Below are 19,029 nucleotides of genomic sequence, written 5' to 3'. Positions count from 1 at the left end.
GAACTTGCTTCCCTCGAGGTGGCGCTTCGAAAGCAGGAATCAGCGCAGCTGCAGGTCGTCGTCGCTGAAGCGGATGTTCAGAGGCTCGATCAGCAACTGCTTCTCGCCCGCTTCCAGGCTGCCGGCGACCCAGGCGTCGATGCCGCAGGCCTTGGCCACTTCCACCGTGCGGGCGGCGTCGGCCGCGGGCACGAAGATGGCGAAACCGGCGCCCATGTTCAGGGTCGAGTAGGCCTCGCGGTCGTCCTGCTTGGCATGCTCTTGCATGAACTTCAGCACCGGCGTGACCGGGGGCACGGTGTGGATGCGGTAGGTGAACTGGCCCGGGTGGCGCAGCAGCTTGCGCCAGCCATGGCCGGTGATGTTGGCGCAGTAGTGCGGCTGGATGCCGGCCTTGTAGAGCGCTTCGGTCACCGGCGAATACAGCACGGTGGGGGCGAGCAGGGCGTCGCCATAGCTCAGGCCCGGTGCGATTTCGGTCAGATAGCCTTGCGGCAGGCGCTCGACCAACTTTCGAGCCAGGCTCAGGCCGTTGGCATGGATGCCACTGGAGGCCAGCAGCACGATGGCGTCACCGGCGCCGAGCTTGTCACCCACCGAGAGGCGTTCCTTGGGGTTGATCAAGCCGGTGCAGGAGGCCGCCAGGTCGATGCGGCCGCTCTCGACGATGCCGGCCAGGGCGGGCGTCTCGCCGCCGCCCCAGGCCACCTGGCAGGTGTCGCAGGCGCGCTTCCAGCCTTCGACCAGGCTTTGGGCCCGGCCCTTGTCGCCGAACCAGTCCGAGCCGCCCGCGGCCCAGTAGGCCTGCACCACCAGGGGCGTGGCGCCGACGGTGATCAGGTCGTTCACCGCCATGGCGATGGTGTCCTGGGCGATGCCGTCGTAGTAGTTCTTGCCCGTCAACTGGCGCATCTCGTCGGCCACTAGGGTCTTGGTGCCCAGGCATTCGACAATGGATGCGATGTAGAACGGGCCCACATCCACGACATAGGCTGACTCACCGCGCGAGGCCAGCACCTCGGTGAAACCATGGGCGGCCAGGTGGGCGCCGGTGGCGGCCGCGGCGCGCTGCGCGCTGATCTTCAGCGGGTCGATCAGGTCGTAATTGACACCGGCTTGTTCGTAGCTGAGGGTGTCGGGCGAGGAGGGGGTGTGGGATGCGGGCGTGCTCATGGGCCGGGATTATCGCCTGTCCGCTCGCCGGCCGGCCCTGGTGCCCGATGGGGCTGCTGGTGGCCCGTAGAATGCCGCGCATGAGCTACCAGGTCCTCGCGCGCAAGTACCGCCCCCACAGTTTTGAAGAGCTGGTGGGCCAAGAGCATGTGGTGCAGGCCCTGGCCAATGCACTGACCCAGCAACGCCTGCATCACGCCTATTTGTTCACGGGCACCCGAGGCGTCGGCAAGACCACGGTCTCGCGCATCCTGGCCAAGAGCCTCAACTGCACCGGGCCCGACGGCACGGGCACCATCACCGCCACGCCCTGCGGCGTCTGCGATGCCTGCCAGGCCATCGATGCCGGCCGTTTCGTCGACTACATCGAGCTCGATGCCGCCTCCAACCGCGGCGTCGAAGAGATCAGCCAGCTGCTCGACCAGTCGGTCTACAAGCCGGTCATGGGCCGCTTCAAGGTCTACATGATCGACGAAGTCCACATGCTCTCGAACACCGCCTTCAACGCCATGTTGAAGACGTTGGAGGAGCCGCCGGACTACCTGAAATTTGTGCTCGCCACCACCGACCCGCAGAAGGTGCCGGTCACCGTGCTCTCGCGCTGCCTGCAGTTCAATCTGCGGCCCATGGCGCCTCAGACCGTGCTCAGCCATCTGACGCAGGTGCTGAAGCAAGAAAGCGTGCCGGCCGATGCGGGCGCGCTGCGTTTGCTCTCGCGCGCGGCGCGCGGCTCCATGCGTGATGCGCTGTCGCTGACCGACCAGGCGATCGCTTTCGGCGCCGGCTCGCTGGTGGAAGAGGGTGTGCGCCAGATGCTCGGCACGGTGGACCGCGGCCATGTGGTCGCTATCATCGATGCCCTGGCCGCCGCCGACGGCGCGGCCGTGGTGGCTCAGGCCGACGGCCTGCGCGCCCTGGGCCTCTCGGCCGCCGGCACGCTGGAGGACCTGGCCGGCTTGCTGCAGCAGATGGCCGTGGCCCAGGCCGCGCCCGGCGCTCTGGACGAGACCGACCCGGACACGGCTGAGGCCGAACGACTGGCGGCGCTGTTGCCGGCCGATGAAATCCAGCTGATGTACAGCATGGCCTTGCACGGCCGCGCCGAGCTGGCCCTGGCGCCCGATGAATACGCCGGCCTGTTGATGGTGCTGTTGCGCATGCTCAGCTTTCGTCCCGCCGGTGCGGCCGGCCAGACGCTGAATAAACCCGCCGCGGCCGTGGCTCGGCCGGTGCGGGCGACGCCGCCGGCGGCTGCCTTGGCACCCGCTACCGCACCCCTTGTTGCCGCTGTTGTTGCACCTGCTGCTGCGCCAGTCGTTGCGCCAGAACCGCTGCCGGCACCCGAGCTTCCGCTCGCGGAGCTTGCTGGTGTCGAGGTAGTGCCGCCAGCGCGGCCCATCCGGGTGCCGCAGGCGCAGGAGCCAGCGGCTGCTGCCTATCAGCCGCAACAGCCCGTGCCCGAAGCTGTACCTGAGCCCGCAGCGCCCGCCTTTCGTGCTCGCCCAGCCGAAGCCGCCGGCGGAAATGGCCACAGTGCGCGCCTCCGCCCGCGCCCGGTCGTTCATGCGGCGGTGGTCGAGGACGAGCCCGGCGACGGTCGGCCCAGTGACGACGGTGAGCCGCCGCCTTGGCTCGATGCGCCGATGGCCGATGAAGACGGCGCAGCTGGCTCGTATGCAGGCGGGGGCGCGTTCGACGAAGGCGAGCCGGCTCAGGCCCCGCGTGGCGGCCGCGAGCCGGCCGGTCGTCAGTCCTATGCCTCCACCGCCGGTGAAGACGTGCCACTGCAGCCCACCGAACTCGGTGCGCAATGGGCGGCACTGATCGCGCCCGTGGGTCTCTTGGCCCTGACCCGCGAGCTGGCGGTGCGCAGCGAGTGCGTGGCCCTGGAGAACGGCCCCGACCTTTGCAAGCTGCGCCTGCGCGTCGAGCGTGAGTCGCTGCGTCAGCCGGCCCTGAGGGACAAGCTGCAGGTCGCCCTCGAGGCCGGTTTGCAAAAGCCGGTGCAGATCGAGTTGGAGGCCGGCGTGCCTCAGGACTCGCCGGCGCTGCGCGATCTGGCCCGCATCCAGGCGCGCCAGCGTCAGGTCGAACAGATCGTGCTGGACGACCCGATTGCCCAGGCCTTGATGGCCCAGTTCAAGACCGCACGTATCGTGCCGGGATCGATCCGGTCCCACTGAAAACCAACGAACACCGAACCATTGATTGAGGAGTATTGAAGATGATGAAGGGTCAACTCGCCGGCTTGATGAAGCAAGCCCAGGCCATGCAGGACAACCTCAAAAAGGCCCAGGATGAACTGGCCAATGTCGAGGTGGAAGGCCAGTCGGGCGCCGGCCTGGTCAAGGTGCTGATGACCTGCAAGAACGCGGTCAAGCGCGTCACCATCGACCCCAGCCTGCTGGCGGACGACAAGGACATGCTGGAAGACCTGGTCGCTGCGGCCTTCAACGACGCGGTGCGCCGCGCCGAAGAGGTGAGCGCCCAGAAGATGGGCAAGCTGACCGCTGGCATGCCCCTGCCCCCGGGCATGAAGTTCCCTTTCTGAGCGCGCCACGTTGACGGAATCGTCGCCCGCCGGCTTGCTGGACGCGCTGATCGAGGCGCTCAAGCGCTTGCCCGGCGTGGGCCAGAAATCGGCCCAGCGCATGGCCTACCACCTGCTGCAGCACGACCGCGAAGGCGCCCGCCTGATGGCCGGAGCCTTGCGCGCGGCGGCCGAGGACATCGGCCATTGCGAGCGTTGCCACACTTTCAGCGAAACGGCGCTGTGCCGGGTCTGTGCCGACCCCGAGCGTGATGCGCGCCTGCTTTGCGTGGTGGAAACACCGGCCGACCAGGCGGCGCTGGAGCGCAGCAATTCCTACCGCGGCTACTACTTTGTCTTGCTCGGGCGCCTGAGCCCGCTGGACGGTGTGGGCGTGCAGCAGATCGGCGCGGCCGAGTTGCTGGCCCGCGCCGCTGAGGCCGGTGTGGAAGAGGTGATTCTGGCCAGCAGCTTCACTGCCGAAGGCGAGGCCACCGCTCATGTGCTGGCCGAGGCCCTGCGCTCGCGCGGCATCCGCGCCACCCGCCTGGCGCGCGGTGTGCCGGTGGGCAGCGAGCTGGAATATGTGGATCTCGGTACCATCGCTCACGCTTTGGTCGATCGACGTTGATCGGCTCGGCCTTCACCCCAAGGAAGTCATGACTCTCGCCAACACCTGCATCATCGTCGCTAGCCTGCTGCCCATCGTCTGTGCCGGTTTGGCCAAGTCCAAGGGCTTTGGCAAGCGTCGCCGTGAAGGCGGTTACGACAACCACCAGCCCCGCGCTTGGCTGGCGACCCTCAGTGGCTGGCAGGCGCGCGCCAATGCCGCCCAGGCCAACAGCTTCGAGGCCTTGCCTCTGTTCATCGCCGGCGTGCTGGCGGCGCAGCAGATGCAGGCACCGCAGGCCACGGTCGATGCGCTGGCCTTGGGCTTCATCGCTGCGCGGGTCGGCTATATCGGCGTTTACCTCGCCGACCTGGCGGCCTTGCGCTCCCTGATCTGGTTCGTCGGCCTGGGCTGCAGCATCGCGCTGTTCTTTGTCGGCGCCAAGTAAGGCGCTTGCCGGCATGAAAAACGGGGCCCTCGGGCCCCGTTGATCTTTGTGGCGCTGGCGCCGTGCAGGCTCAGCGTTTGATCGATGTGCGCACGGCAGTCTCGGGCGCCGCTGCGACCGTGAGCGGCGCGCGACTTGCTGCTCTTGCTGGCCGGTTTGGCCGCCGCCGCCACGCGGGTGTTTTTGCTGGCCCGGGTCTTGGTGGCTGCCGGTTTCGCGGTCTTGCTGCTGGCGAGCTTTGTGGCGGCCGGCTTGTTGGGCAGGTACACCGCCAGCGCCTGGCCGGGCTTGAATTTGGCGCCCACCGCCACCTTGTTCCACTGCGCCACTTGCGCCGGGCTGACGCCATAACGCGCCGCCACCGTGGTCACGCTGTCGTTGCGTCCGGCCTTGAGTTTGACTCGGCGCAAGGCCGGCACATCGGGGGCCAGAGTGATCGAGGCGTTGTCGGCCAGGTGGCTGGAGACATCCTCGCTGCGCTTGGCGCTGCGCGGCACGAGCAAGGTGGACCCTTGCTTGACCAGCATGCGCGGCGGAATTTTGTTGACCTCACGCAGCTCCGACTCATCCATGCCGACCTGCTTGGCCGCCGCCGAGGGGTGCATGGTCTTGGGTACCACCCAGGCGGTCCAGCTGGCCAGTGGGCCACGGTGGGCGTTGAGGTTGCGGGCGAAGGACTTGGCGTTGTCGTAGGGCAGCAGCAGCTGGTTGCTGCCGGCCGCCAGCATCACCGGCTTGTTCATCTGCGGGTTGAACTGCTTGAACTTCTCGAGCGTGATGCCGGCCAGGCGGGCGGCCGTGTCCAGGTCGATGTCGCGGTCGATGGTGACGCTCAGGAAGTAGGGGTGGTTTTCCACCGGCGGCAGGGACAGGCCGTACTTCTCCGGGTTCTGCACGATGTTCTTCACCGCTTGCAGCTTGGGGATGTAGTAGCGCGTCTCCTCGGGCATGCGCAGGCTTTCATAGTCGGTCGGCAGGCCGGCCTTCTGATTGCGCGCAATCGCCTTGGCCACATTGCCCTGGCCCCAGTTGTAGGCGGCCAGCGCCAGGCGCCAGTCGCCACCGAACATCTTGTTCAGGCGGCCCAGGTAGTCGAGCGCGGCGCGGGTCGAGGCCAGCACATCGCGGCGGTCGTCACGGAAGATGTTCTGCTTGAGCGAGAAGTCACGGCCCGTGGCCGGCACGAACTGCCACATGCCCGAGGCCTTGGCGGTGGACATGGCCTGCGGGTTGAAGGCGCTCTCGATGAAGGGCAGCAAGGCCAGCTCGGCCGGCATGCCGCGTTTCTCGACCTCTTCGATGATGTGGAACAGATAGCGGCTGCCGCGCTCGGTCATGCGCTGCACATAGTCGGGCCGGGCGCTGTACCAGGCCTCGGCGCGGCGCACGCCCTCGTTTTCCAGGTCTTCCAGCTGGAAGCCGGCGCGCAGGCGGTCCCAGAGGTCGCGGCGCGCGGTCGGGGCGTCCAGGTCGATCTTCATGCCTGGGCGCAGGCTGTCTTCCACGGTCGGCGCGCCGAGCGCTTCGTCCGGGGTCTGGCTGCCCATGCTCAGCAAGAGCGGAGCCTCGGGGGTGGCCGGTGCAGCAGCCTGGCTGCCGAAGCTGCGTGGCAGGGCGTTGCGTTCGCTGGGGGGGCTGGTTTCGCCGGTCTGGGTCGGGCTGCTGGCGCAAGCGCAGAGCAGGACGGCCAGGGCCAGGGCGGACAGGCGCTGCAGGCCGCAGCTCAAAGTGGGGCGTGAAGTCATCGGTAGTCGTTCTTCCATTGCCGCAGGGCGGCGAAGACAGCGAGGGATGGGGCGGCCGGGGCTTGCAACTTGCCCGCGGCCGAGGGCTCGAGGGCGGAGAAGCTGGCGTGGCGACGGGCTGCAGCCTGAACGCTGGGTTCAGCGCAGCGCAGAAAGGGGTTGATCTGCAGCTCCAGTCCAACGCGGGAGGGCAGGGTCGGTTGACCTTGGGCGCGTTGCGCCTCGCACCAGGCCTGGTATTCGGCCAGGACGCGGTTGTCGGGCTCGATCTCGCGTGCGAAGCGCAGATTGGACAGGGTGTACTCGTGCGTGCAGCAGACCCGGGTGTCGGCCGGCAGGGCGCTGAGCCGCGCCAGCGAGTCCTGCATTTGCGCCGCGGTGCCCTCGAACAGGCGGCCGCAGCCGCCCGAAAACAAGGTGTCGCCGCAGAACAGCAAGGGGCTCTGGCCGGCTGCGGGCTGCCGGATCACATAGGCGATGTGGCCGGCGGTGTGGCCGGGCACGTCCATCACCTCGATGTCCAGGCCCAGCAACTGCAGGCTCTGGCCCTCGTGCAGCGGCGTGAAGGGTTCGGGGATGCGCTCGCGCGCCGGGCCCCAGACCTGGCCATCGAGCAGCGGGCGCAGCGCTGCGATGCCGCCGACATGGTCGCCATGGTGGTGCGTCACTAGAATGCCCCGCAGGCTCAGGCCACGCTGCTGCAGCGCTGCGAGCACCGGCTCGGCCTGACCGGGGTCGACGACGACGGCGTCGCGGCCGACGCTGAGCATCCAGATGTAGTTGTCCGTGAAAGCGGGGAGGGCTGTCAGTTCCATGCGCAGGTTTTCATTCCGCCGTTCTTCATTCCGGGAACTCCCTTCCATGTGCGCTGACTGGCCGGCCGGTGTCGGCCTGCAAGACCTGACCCCATGCCGCCATCCGCTGCGGCTTCGCTGCGCGGCTCGAGAAGCGAGCTTGGCATGACACGCGAAGCTTCGATTATAGAGTTGGCCTCCTGGCTGCAGACGCCGCCCGGCCAGTACCTGCTCCAGTGGGAGCAGCGTCAGCTGGACGCGGCCGTGGCCGACATCTTCGGCTTCCATGCCTTGCAGCTGGGCCTGCCCGAGCTGCCGGCCCTGCGCGCCAACCGCATGCCGCACCGCTGGCTGGCGCTGGATGATCAAGCGGCCTGCAGCCATGCGCAGATCGCCAGCCCGGTCTTGCTGAGCGAGTTCGACGCCTTGCCCTTCGAGAGCAACAGCCTCGATCTGGTCGTGCTGCCGCACAGCCTGGAGTTGGCGCCCGATCCGCACCAGACCTTGCGCGAGGTCGAGCGAGTCTTGCGGCCCGAGGGGCGGCTGGTAATTCTGGGCCTCAATCCGGCCAGCCTCTGGGGCCTGAGGCAGAATCTCGGTCGCTTGCTGCCGGGTGAGCAAAAGCTCTTCCTGCCCCTGGCGGGTGAGTTTTTGGGCTACTGGCGCTTGCGCGATTGGCTGCGCTTGCTGACCTTCGAGGTGGAAGCCGCCCGTTTCGGTTGCTACAGCCCGCCGCTGCGCAGCGAGGCCTGGTTGGAGCGCTGGGGCGGCATCGAGCCCATCGGCGCGCGCTGGTGGCCGGTGCTGGGCGCGGTCTACTTCATCCAGGCGGTCAAGCGCGTGCACGGCATGCGCCTGATTGGGCTGCGGCGCTCGCGCAAATTCGCCCGGGCCGGTGCGCCGGCCGTGCTGACGCAAGCCAGCCAAAGCCCCATGCCGGCCTTGCGCCAGCCCGAGCCACCGGCTCTGGCCGCTGCAGCGCCACCTTCGTCTTCTTCTTCCCTTTGAATTTCACCAGCGACCCCCGACCCATGAATGCAGCAGTTCCCCCGTCCACTCCCGAGGCCAAGGCGCCGGTCAGCGTCGCCAAGCCGGTGGTGGTCATCTACACCGACGGCGCTTGCAAGGGCAACCCGGGCCTGGGCGGCTGGGGCGCCTGGCTGAGCGCCGGCGGCCATGAGAAAGAGCTGTTCGGCGGCGAACGCGACACCACCAACAACCGCATGGAACTGACGGCCGTGATCGAAGCCCTCGCTTCGCTCAAGCGGACCTGCCAGATCACCATCTACACCGACAGCGAGTACGTGCGCAAAGGCATGACCGAATGGATCGGCGGCTGGCAGCGCCGCGGCTGGAAGACGGCGGACAACAAGCCGGTCAAGAACGCCGAGCTCTGGCAGCGGTTGGATGCCTTGCGCAAGCTGCACCAGGTCGAGTGGCGCTGGGTCAAGGGCCATTCCGGCGACCCCGGCAATGAGCGTGCCGATGCGCTGGCCAATCGCGGCGTGGCCTCGGTCGGCCGCTGAATCTGGCCGCAGCGGCGGGCGCGCTCTGTGCGATTGCCGCCCGCCCACCGTCACTGACACCTTCCAGTCCGTGCTTCATGCCCTGAGGCCAGCGGGCGACTTGTGCAGCCGCTAGAGTGCACGCTCGGAGAACCCATGAGCTCGAAAAAACTGCACCGTGTCGTGGCCATTGCGGCCTTGTTGGGATTGAGTGGCGCCGCCTGGTGGTGGCAACACCGCGTGCCGGTGGGCGAGGCCATGGCCGCGCCGGCCGAGGGCAAGAGCGCCCCTGCCAAACCCGGCGACAAGAAAGACGCCAAGGATGGCAAGCCTGCCGGCCCGATTCCGGTGGAAGCCGGCCGGGTGCAGCGCGCCGATCTGGCAGACGAGGCGCAGGCCGTGGGCAGCTTGCGCGCGGCCCAGGCGGTGGTGCTCAAGCCCGAGGTCAGCGGCCGCATCGTCAAGCTGGGCTTCAGCGACGGCCAGATGGTGCGCAAGGGCCAGCTGCTGGTGCAGCTGGACGACGCCCTGCAACTGGCTCAGCTGCAGCAAGCCGAGGCGCAAGCCGGCATTGCCCGCACCCAGCTGCAGCGCAACCGCGAGCTGCTGGCACAGAACTTCGTCAGCGCCAATGTGGTGGACCAGGCCCAGGCTGCGCTGCAGGTGGCCGAGGCGCAGGTGGCGCTGAACAAGGCCCAGCTGGCGCGCATGCAGGTGCGCGCACCTTTTGGTGGCCGGGTCGGCATCCGCGCCGTCAACCTCGGTGATTACGTCAAGGACGGCAGCGATCTGCTGAGTCTGGAAGATGCTTCCTCGATGTGGGTGGACTTCCGCCTGCCCGAGCGCTATGTGCCGCGCCTGAAGGCCGGCCAAGAGGTCGAGGTTTCGCTGGACGCCTGGCCGGGCCGCAATTTCAAGGCGCGCATCGAAGCCCTGGACACGGCGCTGGACGCTGCCGGCCGCTCCCTGCTGGTGCGCGCGCGCGTCCTGGGCGCGGCGCCGGAGCTCAAGTCCGGCTTGTTCGCCCGCGTGCGCGTGGTGCTGGCCACCCATGCTGGCGCCTTGCTGGTGCCGGAAGAAGCGCTGGTGCCGCTGGCCGGCAAGCAGTTCGTGATCAAGCTGGTCGAAGAAGAAGGCCAGCTCAAGGCCCGCCGCATCGAAGCCAAGCTGGGCCTGCGCCTGAACGGTCAGGTCGAGCTGCTGGAAGGGCTGAAGGAGGGCGAGCGCGTCGTCACCGCCGGCCAGGCCAAGCTGCTGCGCGGCGATGGACAGGTGGTCAAGGTGGTCGATGTGGACAAGAAGGCGGCCAAGCCAGCCGCATCGGCATCGGCACCGACCGCAGCGTCCTCCGCCGCCAGCCGCTGAAAGCCCTCCGGCCATGAAGATTTCTGAAACCTCCATCCGTCGCCCGGTCTTTGCGACGGTGATGTCCCTGCTGCTCTTGCTGGTGGGCCTGGTGTCCTTCGGCAAGCTCTCGCTGCGCGAGTACCCTCGCATCGACGAGCCGGTGGTCACCGTCAGCACCCGCTTGGTGGGCGCCTCGTCCGAGGTGATTGAAAGCCAGGTCACCAAGCCGCTGGAAGACTCCATCTCCGGCATCGAGGGTGTCGACATCGTCACCTCGATCTCGCGCTCGGAATCGAGCCAGATCACGGTGCGCTTCAAGCTCGAGAAGAACCCCGACAACGCCGCCGCCGATGTGCGCGACCGCGTGGCTCGCGTGCGCGGCCGCCTGCCCACGGCCGTGGATGAGCCGGTGGTGGCCAAGGTCGAGGCCGATGCCCAGCCCACGCTTCGCATCGCCTTCACCAGCGAGACCCTGGACCCGCTGCAGGTCACCGATGTGGTCAACCGCATCGTCAAGCCGCGCCTGCAGACCATTCCCGGCGTGGCCGATGTGGAAATCGGCGGCGACCGCCGCTATGCCGTGCGCGTCTGGCTCGATGCCGCCCGCCTGGCCGCTTACAAGCTGACCGTGCAGGATGTGGAAGACGCGCTGCGCCGCCAGAACCTGGAAGTGCCGGCCGGCCGCATCGAGAGCCAGCAGCGCGAGTTCAACGTCACCGCCCGCACCGACCTCAACACCGTGGCCCAGTTCGCCGAGGTCACGCTGCGCCAGGTGGCGGCTACACGGTCAAGCTGCGTGATGTGGCACGCATCGAAGAGGCGCCGCCAGCGAGCGTTCGCGAGTGCGCCTGAATGGCCTGCCTTCGGTGTCCCTGGGCGTGATCAAGCAGGCCACGGCCAACCCGCTGGACGTCTCGGCCGCCGTCACGGCCATGATGCCGCGCCTGCAGCAAGACCTGCCGGCTGGCATTACCGTGCGCCCGGCCAGCGACAACGCGCTCTTCATCGAGCGCTCGATCGAATCGGTCTATCACACCATCGCCGAGGCCGTGGTGCTGGTGGCCCTGGTGGTGTTTGTGTTCCTGCGCACCCTGCGCGCTTCCATCATCCCGCTGGTGACGATCCCGGTCAGCCTGATCGGCGCCTTTGCCATCATGGCCGCCGCTGGCTTCACCGTGAACACCTTGACTCTGCTGGCCCTGGTGCTGGCCATCGGTCTGGTGGTGGACGATGCCATCGTCGTGCTGGAGAACATCTTCCGCCACATCGAGGAAGGGCTGGAGCCCTTCCAGGCCGCGCTCAAGGGCGCCAAGGAAATCGGCTTCGCCGTGGTCGCCATGACGCTGACCCTGGTGGCGGTGTTTGCGCCGCTGGCCTTCACGCCGGGCCGCACCGGCCGTATCTTTGTCGAGTTCGCGCTGACCCTGGCCGGCGCGGTACTGGTCTCGGGCTTTGTGGCGCTGACGCTGACGCCCATGATGTGCTCCAAGCTGCTGCGCCATAACGCCAAGCCCACACGCTTCGACGCCGGCATGGAGCGGGTGCTGGTCTGGATCAGTGAGCGCTATGCCGCAGCCTTGCGCCTGGCCCTCCGCCAGCGCTGGGTGGTGGTGCTGGTGATGCTGGCCTCGGCCGGCGGCACGGGCTGGCTGTATATGAACGCCAAGTCGGAGCTGGCGCCGCAGGAAGACCGCGGCGTCATCGTTCTGCCGATCAGCGCGCCCGACGGCTCGACCATGGCCTTCACCTCGCGCTATCTCGATGCCATCGAGGACATCGCCGCCACTTACCCCGAGTTCGATCGTCGCTTTGTGTTTTCGGGCGGCGGCAATGTGGCCGGCGGCCTGGCCATCTTCCGCACCGTGGATTGGGACCAGCGCAGCCGTTCCAGCGCCGAGCTGGCGCGCGCTCTGGTGCCGCAGATGAATCTGCTGCCCGGCGTCAGCGCGTTTCCTATCACCCCGCCCAGCCTGGGCCAGGGCTTCACCTCGCGGCCGGTCAACTTCGTCATCGTCACCGGCGACAGCTATGCCAATCTGGCCAAGGTCACAGCCGACTTTAGCGCCGCCTTGGCCAAGAACCCGGGCCTGGTGCAGATCGACAATGATCTGCGCCTTGAACAAGCCCGAGCTCTTCCTCGAGGTGGATCGCGAGCGAGCCGCCGACCTGGGCGTGCCGGTGGACCAGATCGCCCGCACGGTCGAGACCATGCTGGGCAGCCGCGCGGTGACCCGCTACAAGCGCGATGCCGAGCAGTACGACGTGCTGGTGCAGACCGAAAGCCAGAACCGCACGACGCCCCAGCAGATCGAGCAGCTCTATGTGCGCGGCAAGGGCGATGCCTTGGTGCCTTTGTCCAGTCTGGTGACGGTCAAAGAAGCGGTCAGCCCTCGCGAGCTCAACCACTTCAACCAGCGCCGCTCGGTGGCCATCAGCGCTGGCTTGGCCCCGGGCTATTCGTTGGGCGAGGCGCTGGAGTTCATGGACAAGACGGCGCAGCAGATTCTGCCGGCCGGCTATGCGACCGAGCTGAACGGCGTGTCGCGTGAGTTCAAGTCCAGCAGTGGTGCTTTGAGCCTGGTATTTGTGCTGGCGCTGCTCTTCATCTTCCTGGTGCTGGCGGCGCAGTTCGAGAGCTTCATTGACCCCTTTGTGATCCTGCTCTCCGTGCCCTTGTCCATGGTGGGCGCGCTGGCGGCCTTGCAATGGGCCGGTGGCACGCTCAATGTCTATTCGCAGATCGGTTTGATCACGCTGGTGGGCTTGATCACCAAGCACGGCATCCTGATCGTCGAGTTCAGCAACCAGCTGCGCCAGCAGGGCAAGGCCACGCTGGACGCGGTGGTCGAGGCCTCGGCCCTACGCCTGCGGCCCATCCTCATGACCACCGGCGCCATGGTGCTGGGCGCCTTGCCCTTGGCCTTGGCCACCGGTGCCGGCGCCGAGAGCCGCCAGCAGATCGGCTGGGTCATCGTCGGCGGCATGAGCCTGGGCACGTTGCTGACCATCTTCGTCGTGCCCACCATGTACACCTTGTTTGCCCGCAAGAGCATCCCGGGCGAGATCACGACGCCCGCATTGGCGGGTTGAGAGGGGCGCACGCTGCACCGTCGATTGCGGTTGGATCGATGGCTGGATTCGGCACAAAGCAGCCTTCTTGCTCTCCCTCGTGAGGCCCTGCAGTCCGGGTCGCCGCCGGGCTCATGGTTCCAAGGGTCGGCCCTGGCGGGCCGACTGCCTTGCGCTGCTCGCGCCTCGGGGCTGGCGCATAACTCACTTCACTCACTGCGTTCGTTCCGTTCAGACAGACGCGCCAAGTCAGCGCTTGAAGCGCGCGGGTACGCGCGCGCCCCGAGCCGCTGCGCTGCCTTCACAAATCGCCCAGCGGCGGCCCGAACTGCAGGGCGCTTGCATCGCGATCGACGTGCCCCTCGACGGTGGAACACGCCACATTCGTCAGGTGGCAAACGGCCCGACGACGGGCGATTTGTGCGTCGGCCGAGGGCGCAGCGGAGCGGCTCAGGCGCTGCGTACCCGCGCGCTTCAAGCTCTGACTCGGCGCCACCTGTTCTGACCACAGTGAGCGCAGCGAACGGAGGGAGTTTGGCGCCAGCTGAGCCGCGCAGTGAGCACCGAGGGGAGTCGGCTGAACGCAGAGCCGACCCGTGCACCATGAGCACGGCGGCGGGCCGAGCCACCGCAGCGCGGAAACCAGAACATCGAACTTCCGCTCATGTGCCGATTGCAGCCCTAAGTTGACAGACGAAGAACCTGTTCCTCATGAGAACAGGCCAGGGTGCTGAGGCTCAGTCCAGCGTATCCAAGGCAAGCTGCAGCGCCTGTTCGGATGGCACTTGCAGGTCGGGCTGGACGCCGTGCCCGTCCAGGCGCTGGCCGCTGGGCGTCAGGTAGTCGGCCACCGGCAGACGCAAGCGATAGCCGCCTGCGAGCGGCAGCGCTTCGCTCGACAACATGGCGCCGGCCGTGCGCTGGCCAATCAGGCGGGCACCCAAGGCCTGCCGCAAGAGCCAGGCCACGGGCTCCGAGGTGCTGGCTGTTTGCCCGTCGATCAAGACCAGCAATCGCCCGCGGAAGCCGCCTGCAGGGCTGGCCGGTATGCGCAGGCGTGCCACGCCCGCCGTTTGCAGCGCGTGGCTCAAGGCTGCGAGATCGAGCGTGGCGAGCGCGGGCATCTGCGCCAGCGCAGCCGCATCGGGTTCGTTCCGGCCCTGGCCATACCAGCGGCGTGAGAGGAAGACCCCAGCGTCCACCGGAGCCGGGGCCAGCAGGCCCAGCAAGCTGGCGGCCGCCGGCAAGGCGCCCCCGGCGTTGCCGCGCAAATCGATGATCAAGGCCTCAGGCCGGGCGGCGGCCAGCGCTTGCGCGGCCGGCAACACCTGCGCCGCCTCGAGCGCGAAGCTGGGGATGCTGAGCAAGGCCACGCCGGGCCGCGGCCAGCTCAGCTGCGGCAGGGCCGCGGGAGCCGCTGGGGCGCTCGCCGCTGGCGCTTCGGGCTGCGGCGCCAGCAGGGCAAAGTGGCTGAAGCCCAGTTTCGCGGCTTGCTGGCTGCGGTTGAAGTGCAAGGCGATGCCGGCGGCATCCAAGCCCTCGGGTGCGGCCAGCAAGGCTTGGCGAAAGGCCGCAAAAGCGGGGCTTTGGCTCCAAGTGGGCAGGGGCAGCAGGCGATCGCTCAAGGCCAGAGCTTGGGCGTAAACGGTTTGTGCGCTGGGCTCCGGGGCCGCCGCCTGGGCCAAGGGGCTCAGGCTGAGCGACAGCGCGAAGACTGCGAGCACGCGCTTGGCCAGGTGGCCAGGGACATTGAAAGACGAGCGAATCAAAACAGGACTCCTTGGAATTTGCGCCGGCCATGCCGCACGGCGCCCGGCGCGACAGACGCCAGGGCTGTGCAGCCTAGGGGCTGTGACTCGGCCTGAGAGGAGTCCGACGACCGTCTGTGACCAGGCGGACGCGGCGGTGACGAAACCGCCAGGCCAGGGGCGAATTTGCGGGCCTCAGGGACGAAACTGCAGGGCCTCGGGGTCCGCGCTTGGCAGTTCGGGCGGCAGTTCAAAATCGGCGGACACGGGGATCAGCGCGTCCAGACCGCGCAGGCGGAGCTGACGTTGGCGCCCCGTTTGGACCCAGGCCTGAACTCGCTCGGGTGCCACCAGCCAGGAGCGATGGACCCGCCAACAGGCCAACTCGCCACCGGTGAGGGTGGTGGCCAGCTCGCCCAGCGGCAAGCGCAGCAGATGGGCTTGGATGCCGCGGCCGTCTTCGGCTTCGAGCTGCAGGCGCACATAGTTTTGCTGGGCCTGCGCGCAAACAAATTGATCGCGGCGAAAACTCAGCTGCTCGTCGCGATTGCGGCCCAGCACCACGATCAGGGACGGAGCGGCGGCCGGCGAGGCGCCGGGCTGGGTCTCCGCGTCCGTTTTCGCGCTTGGTGTTGCCGGCTGGACAGTCAGCGCATCGGCTCGCCCTTGCCGCAGCAGCAGCGGCAGCAGCATCAGCAAGAAAGGCAGGGCGAAGGCGAGGCTGAAGATGGCGAAGTCAGCCCAAGAGGGCGCGCGCGGTGCCACCCACCAGCAGCTGTGGCCATAGCTCAGGGTCACGCTGAAGCAGGCCCAGATCGCCAAGGCCAGCAACTCATCTTGCAGGCGCCAGCTTGATTGGCGGGCTCGCCGCCGCAGTGACCAGGCGCGCATGGGCAGCACCGCAAGCAGCAGGCACAAGCCGTAGCCCAGCAGGCGCAGCACCCAGCCCGGTGGGCGGTAGCGCTCCCCGCCGAAAGGCTGCAGCCAGAACAAGACCAGCAGCATCAGGCCAGCCGCCAGACCAAAACGCCGCAAGGCCGCCCAAGGGCTGGCTTCGAAGTGCCAGCGTTGTTGAAGCCAGGCGGAAACGGAGGGCGGGGCGGACATGGGGCGGCGGGTTTGAAGCAGGCGAGGGTGCAAGCAAGTAGGCAAGCGAGGAGGCGGCGGATTCTAGAGTTGCTCGCAGCCACCGGCTCCGCCGAACCACCGAGCGCCTGCGGGTTTGCCCCTCGGCAGGCCGTGGCCGCTGCATGCGAATATGCAAACGCACGATCTGGATCTGCCCTCCACGCCCCCTACAGCAAGCCGGTCAGCCGGTACCCTCATGCCCGTTTCAATGCCAGTCTTTCTGCGCCGCCTGGCGCTCTCTTTGCTCTTCACCTGCGGCCTGTCCGAGGCCCTCGCCGCCCCGATCGCCGTGCCCGGCACCCTGCGCTTTTGCGCCCAGGGCAGCCCCAAGAGTTTCGACCCAGCCAACAGCGACTCGGGCATTGACCATGCGGCGACCTATCCGATCTTTGACGGGCTGATCGACAACGAGCCCGGCACGGATCGCTTGATCCCGGCCCTGGCTGAACGATGGACGGTGGCGGCCGATGGCCGCAGCATTCGTTTCAAGCTGCGCCACGGCGTCAAGTTTCACAGCACGGCCTACTTCAAGCCCACGCGCGACTTCAATGCCGACGATGTGATCTTCACCTTCGCGCGCCTGCTGGACCCGCAGCATCCATTCTCCAAGGCGCATCCCATCGTCTCGCCCTATGTGATCTCGGCCGGCTGGAAACAGCTGATCGCGGGCGTGGATCGCATCGCCGATGACGAGGTGCAGATCCGCTTCCACAGCGTCGACGCCACCTTCCTGAATTTGCTGACCTACGCCTTCGCCGGCATCCAGTCGGCCGAGTACGGGGCGCAGCTGCTCAAGACCGGCAAGGCCGCCCAGATCAACAGCCTGCCCATCGGCACCGGCCCTTTTGTCTACAAGAGCTATCAGGCCGACAGCATCTTGCGTTACAGCCGCCACCCGGATTTCTTCCGCAGTGATCGAGCCGTGGTCGAGCAGCTGGTCTTCGCCATCACCACCGATCGCAATGTGCGCACCCAGCGCCTGCGCCGCAATGAATGCGATATCGCTGCGCTGACCAACCAGGTCGATCTGATCGAGCTGGAGCGCGACCCGGCCATCCAAATCCACAGCGTGCCCGGCCTGAACATCGGCTTTCTGGCCTACAACACCAAGAAGCCGCCGCTGGACAAGCTGGCCGTGCGCCAGGCCCTGGACATGGCCATCGACAAGAACACCCTGGTCAAGACGGTGTTCGGCGGCGCCGGTGAGCTGGCCAACTCCCTGGTCGCGCCGCCCAGCTGGGCCTTTGATGCCAGCCTCAAGGCGGCGCCCTATTCGCCCGAAAAGGCGCGAGAGCTGATCAAGAGCGCCGGCGTCAAGAACCTGAGCCTGACGCTCTGGGCCATGCCCGTGCAACGCTTCTACAACCCGAACGCGCAGCTGATGGCGCAGATGATTCAGGCCGACTGGGCCAAGGTCGGTGTCACCGCAAAAATCGTCAGTTATGAGTGGGGCGAGTATCTGAAGCGCGTGGACCAGGGCGAGCACGACACCGCCATGATCGGCTGGAACGGCGAGGCCGACCCGGCCTCCACCCTGGGCCAGCTCAGCTGCGGAGCCGCCAGCGGCAGCTTCTGGTGCGACCCCGCTTACGACGCCCTTCTTGCCAAGGCCCGCCAGACCCTGGATGTTTCGGAACGCAAGAAGTTCTACAGCCAGGCCCAGCGCATGGTGCTGGCCCAACTGCCCTGGACACCGATCGCCCACGGCAAGATCGCGGTGGCGGTGCGCCAGCGGGTGCAGGGCTTCAAGCTGGCGCCGGACGGCAATTACCGCTTCGACGGCGTGACGATCAAGCCCTGAGGGGCGGCTCGGTTGAGCGCGCCTAAAATGGCCGCCATTCCAATGAGGGACCTGCAGCAATGAGCATCAAGAGCGACAAGTGGATCCGCCGCATGGCTGAACAGCACGGCATGATCGAGCCCTTCGAGCCGGGCCAGATCCGCGCCAACGCCGCCGGCGAGAAGATCGTCAGCTACGGCACGTCAAGCTATGGCTACGACATTCGCTGCGCGCCCGAGTTCAAGGTCTTCACCAATGTCTACAGCTCCATCGTCGACCCCAAGAATTTCGACGACAAGAGCTTTGTCGACATGGAAGGCGACCACTGCATCATCCCGCCCAACAGCTTCGCGCTGGCGCGCACGGTCGAGTACTTCCGCATCCCGCGCAATGTGCTGACCATCTGCCTGGGCAAGAGCACGTACGCGCGCTGCGGCATCATCGTCAACGTCACACCGTTTGAGCCCGAGTGGGAAGGCTATGTGACGCTGGAGTTCTCCAACACCACGCCGCTGCCGGCCAAGATCTACGCGGGCGAAGGTTGCGCTCAGGTGCTGTTCTTCGAGAGCGACGAAGTCTGCGAGACCAGCTACAAGGACCGTGGCGGGAAGTACCAGGGCCAGCGCGGCGTCACACTGCCCAAGACCTGACTCGGCCTCAGTGCCCGCTCAAACTTGAGTGAAAACAGCCGGTGAATCACCGGCTGTTTCGCATTTAAGTTTCGCTCGCGGCCGGCATCATGTCTCCATCCCGGTCCTGTGCAGGCCGGAACCGCGAGGCCCACATGATCATCCCGCTGCATCTTCTGCCCGAGTTCAATCAAGGCGCACCGATCCCGCTGGATTTTTCCCTGCCGCGCGAAATGTCTCCGCAGCCTCAGGCGCTGGGCGAGCTGGCTTCGCCCATCGTCGGCCCGGTGGCCCTGTCCGATCTGCATTGCTTCCAGGCCTTGATGGCCGATGAAGGCGAGCAACTCCAGCCCACCCGCATGCTGTACGACCGGCTCTATGCCTTTGAATGCCTGGCCCGGGCCCATGCCTGTGCCAACCCCGGCCTGCGTGCCCTGGCTTTGCGCTTGTTCAGCGACTACCAGCGCGCGGGCGAGTGGATTGGCCTGATGCATTGAAAGTCTGCCCCGTGCGGGGGCGCCGT

At 67.3% G+C, this 19,029-nt stretch carries 15 protein-coding genes and 1 pseudogene; 11 read left to right on the top strand and 5 right to left on the bottom strand.

The window, feature by feature from the left end:
* Positions 1 to 39: 39 nt before the first annotated feature.
* The gene (locus tag ACQY39_RS18830) at positions 40 to 1,173 is read right to left on the bottom strand and encodes an AIR synthase related protein (protein WP_428508835.1); all 1,134 of its coding nucleotides are present in this window, start codon (positions 1,171 to 1,173) and stop codon (positions 40 to 42) included.
* Positions 1,174 to 1,253: 80 nt separating this feature from the next.
* Between ACQY39_RS18830 and dnaX the strand changes: the two genes are divergently transcribed.
* Genes dnaX through ACQY39_RS18810 form a run of 4 tightly spaced genes read left to right on the top strand, consistent with a single transcriptional unit; the run spans position 1,254 to position 4,761 of the window.
* Positions 1,254 to 3,356 carry a DNA polymerase III subunit gamma/tau gene (dnaX, locus tag ACQY39_RS18825; protein ID WP_428508833.1) on the top strand — a complete coding sequence of 701 codons (2,103 nt, stop codon included), beginning with the start codon at positions 1,254 to 1,256 and terminating at the stop codon, positions 3,354 to 3,356.
* A gap of 41 nt (positions 3,357 to 3,397) precedes the next feature.
* On the top strand, positions 3,398 to 3,724 hold the full coding sequence (locus tag ACQY39_RS18820; RefSeq protein ID WP_263519722.1) for a YbaB/EbfC family nucleoid-associated protein: 327 nt from the start codon (positions 3,398 to 3,400) through the stop codon (positions 3,722 to 3,724).
* Positions 3,725 to 3,734: 10 nt separating this feature from the next.
* On the top strand, positions 3,735 to 4,334 hold the full coding sequence (recR, locus tag ACQY39_RS18815) for a recombination mediator RecR (RefSeq protein WP_263519723.1): 600 nt from the start codon (positions 3,735 to 3,737) through the stop codon (positions 4,332 to 4,334).
* Between the two features lie 28 nt (positions 4,335 to 4,362).
* Complete coding sequence (locus ACQY39_RS18810; RefSeq protein WP_263519724.1) at positions 4,363 to 4,761, top strand: MAPEG family protein; 399 nt, start codon at positions 4,363 to 4,365, stop codon at positions 4,759 to 4,761.
* On the opposite strand, the gene ACQY39_RS18805 is transcribed toward ACQY39_RS18810, so the two are convergent.
* Positions 4,671 to 6,506 (bottom strand): transglycosylase SLT domain-containing protein, encoded by a 1,836-nt coding sequence (locus tag ACQY39_RS18805; protein WP_428508830.1) that lies wholly within the window; start codon positions 6,504 to 6,506, stop codon positions 4,671 to 4,673. The two genes, ACQY39_RS18810 and ACQY39_RS18805, sit on opposite strands and share 91 nt — an antisense overlap.
* Positions 6,503 to 7,321 carry a hydroxyacylglutathione hydrolase gene (gloB, locus tag ACQY39_RS18800; protein WP_428508828.1) on the bottom strand — a complete coding sequence of 273 codons (819 nt, stop codon included), beginning with the start codon at positions 7,319 to 7,321 and terminating at the stop codon, positions 6,503 to 6,505. Before gloB ends, ACQY39_RS18805 begins: the two co-directional genes overlap by 4 nt.
* Positions 7,322 to 7,465: 144 nt before the next feature.
* On the opposite strand from gloB, the gene ACQY39_RS18795 reads away from it, so the two are divergent.
* The 4 genes and pseudogenes from ACQY39_RS18795 (at position 7,466) to ACQY39_RS18780 (ending at position 13,242) form a co-directional block, all read left to right on the top strand.
* Positions 7,466 to 8,308, top strand: coding sequence for a class I SAM-dependent methyltransferase (locus tag ACQY39_RS18795; protein ID WP_428508826.1), 843 nt, complete (start codon positions 7,466 to 7,468; stop codon positions 8,306 to 8,308).
* A gap of 23 nt (positions 8,309 to 8,331) precedes the next feature.
* Positions 8,332 to 8,826 carry a ribonuclease HI gene (rnhA, locus tag ACQY39_RS18790; protein WP_263519728.1) on the top strand — a complete coding sequence of 165 codons (495 nt, stop codon included), beginning with the start codon at positions 8,332 to 8,334 and terminating at the stop codon, positions 8,824 to 8,826.
* Between the two features lie 135 nt (positions 8,827 to 8,961).
* On the top strand, positions 8,962 to 10,170 hold the full coding sequence (locus ACQY39_RS18785) for an efflux RND transporter periplasmic adaptor subunit (RefSeq protein ID WP_428508824.1): 1,209 nt from the start codon (positions 8,962 to 8,964) through the stop codon (positions 10,168 to 10,170).
* Positions 10,171 to 10,183: 13 nt separating this feature from the next.
* Positions 10,184 to 13,242, top strand: a pseudogene (locus ACQY39_RS18780) (efflux RND transporter permease subunit).
* 716 nt (positions 13,243 to 13,958) lie between these two features.
* Here ACQY39_RS18780 and ACQY39_RS18775 read toward each other — a convergent pair.
* Positions 13,959 to 14,990 carry a S41 family peptidase gene (locus ACQY39_RS18775; RefSeq protein WP_428508822.1) on the bottom strand — a complete coding sequence of 344 codons (1,032 nt, stop codon included), beginning with the start codon at positions 14,988 to 14,990 and terminating at the stop codon, positions 13,959 to 13,961.
* 174 nt (positions 14,991 to 15,164) lie between these two features.
* Positions 15,165 to 16,076, bottom strand: a complete 912-nt coding sequence (locus ACQY39_RS18770; protein WP_428508820.1) for a hypothetical protein — start codon at positions 16,074 to 16,076, stop codon at positions 15,165 to 15,167.
* Between the two features lie 217 nt (positions 16,077 to 16,293).
* Here ACQY39_RS18770 and ACQY39_RS18765 point away from each other — a divergent pair, with 217 nt between their 5' ends.
* From ACQY39_RS18765 to ACQY39_RS18755, 3 genes are all read left to right on the top strand, one after another.
* On the top strand, positions 16,294 to 17,898 hold the full coding sequence (locus tag ACQY39_RS18765; RefSeq protein WP_428508818.1) for an ABC transporter substrate-binding protein: 1,605 nt from the start codon (positions 16,294 to 16,296) through the stop codon (positions 17,896 to 17,898).
* Positions 17,899 to 17,957: 59 nt separating this feature from the next.
* Positions 17,958 to 18,527 (top strand): dCTP deaminase, encoded by a 570-nt coding sequence (gene dcd / locus ACQY39_RS18760; protein WP_263519734.1) that lies wholly within the window; start codon positions 17,958 to 17,960, stop codon positions 18,525 to 18,527.
* 134 nt (positions 18,528 to 18,661) lie between these two features.
* A complete protein-coding gene (locus ACQY39_RS18755) occupies positions 18,662 to 19,003 on the top strand; it encodes a hypothetical protein (RefSeq protein ID WP_428508816.1) in 342 nt (113 codons plus the stop codon).
* Positions 19,004 to 19,029 lie beyond the last annotated feature (26 nt).

The sequence above is a fragment of the Roseateles sp. genome (assembly GCF_965262435.1).
Classification (GTDB): domain Bacteria; phylum Pseudomonadota; class Gammaproteobacteria; order Burkholderiales; family Burkholderiaceae_C; genus Paucibacter_A.
This window is presented reverse-complemented; position numbering and strand designations above follow the sequence as displayed.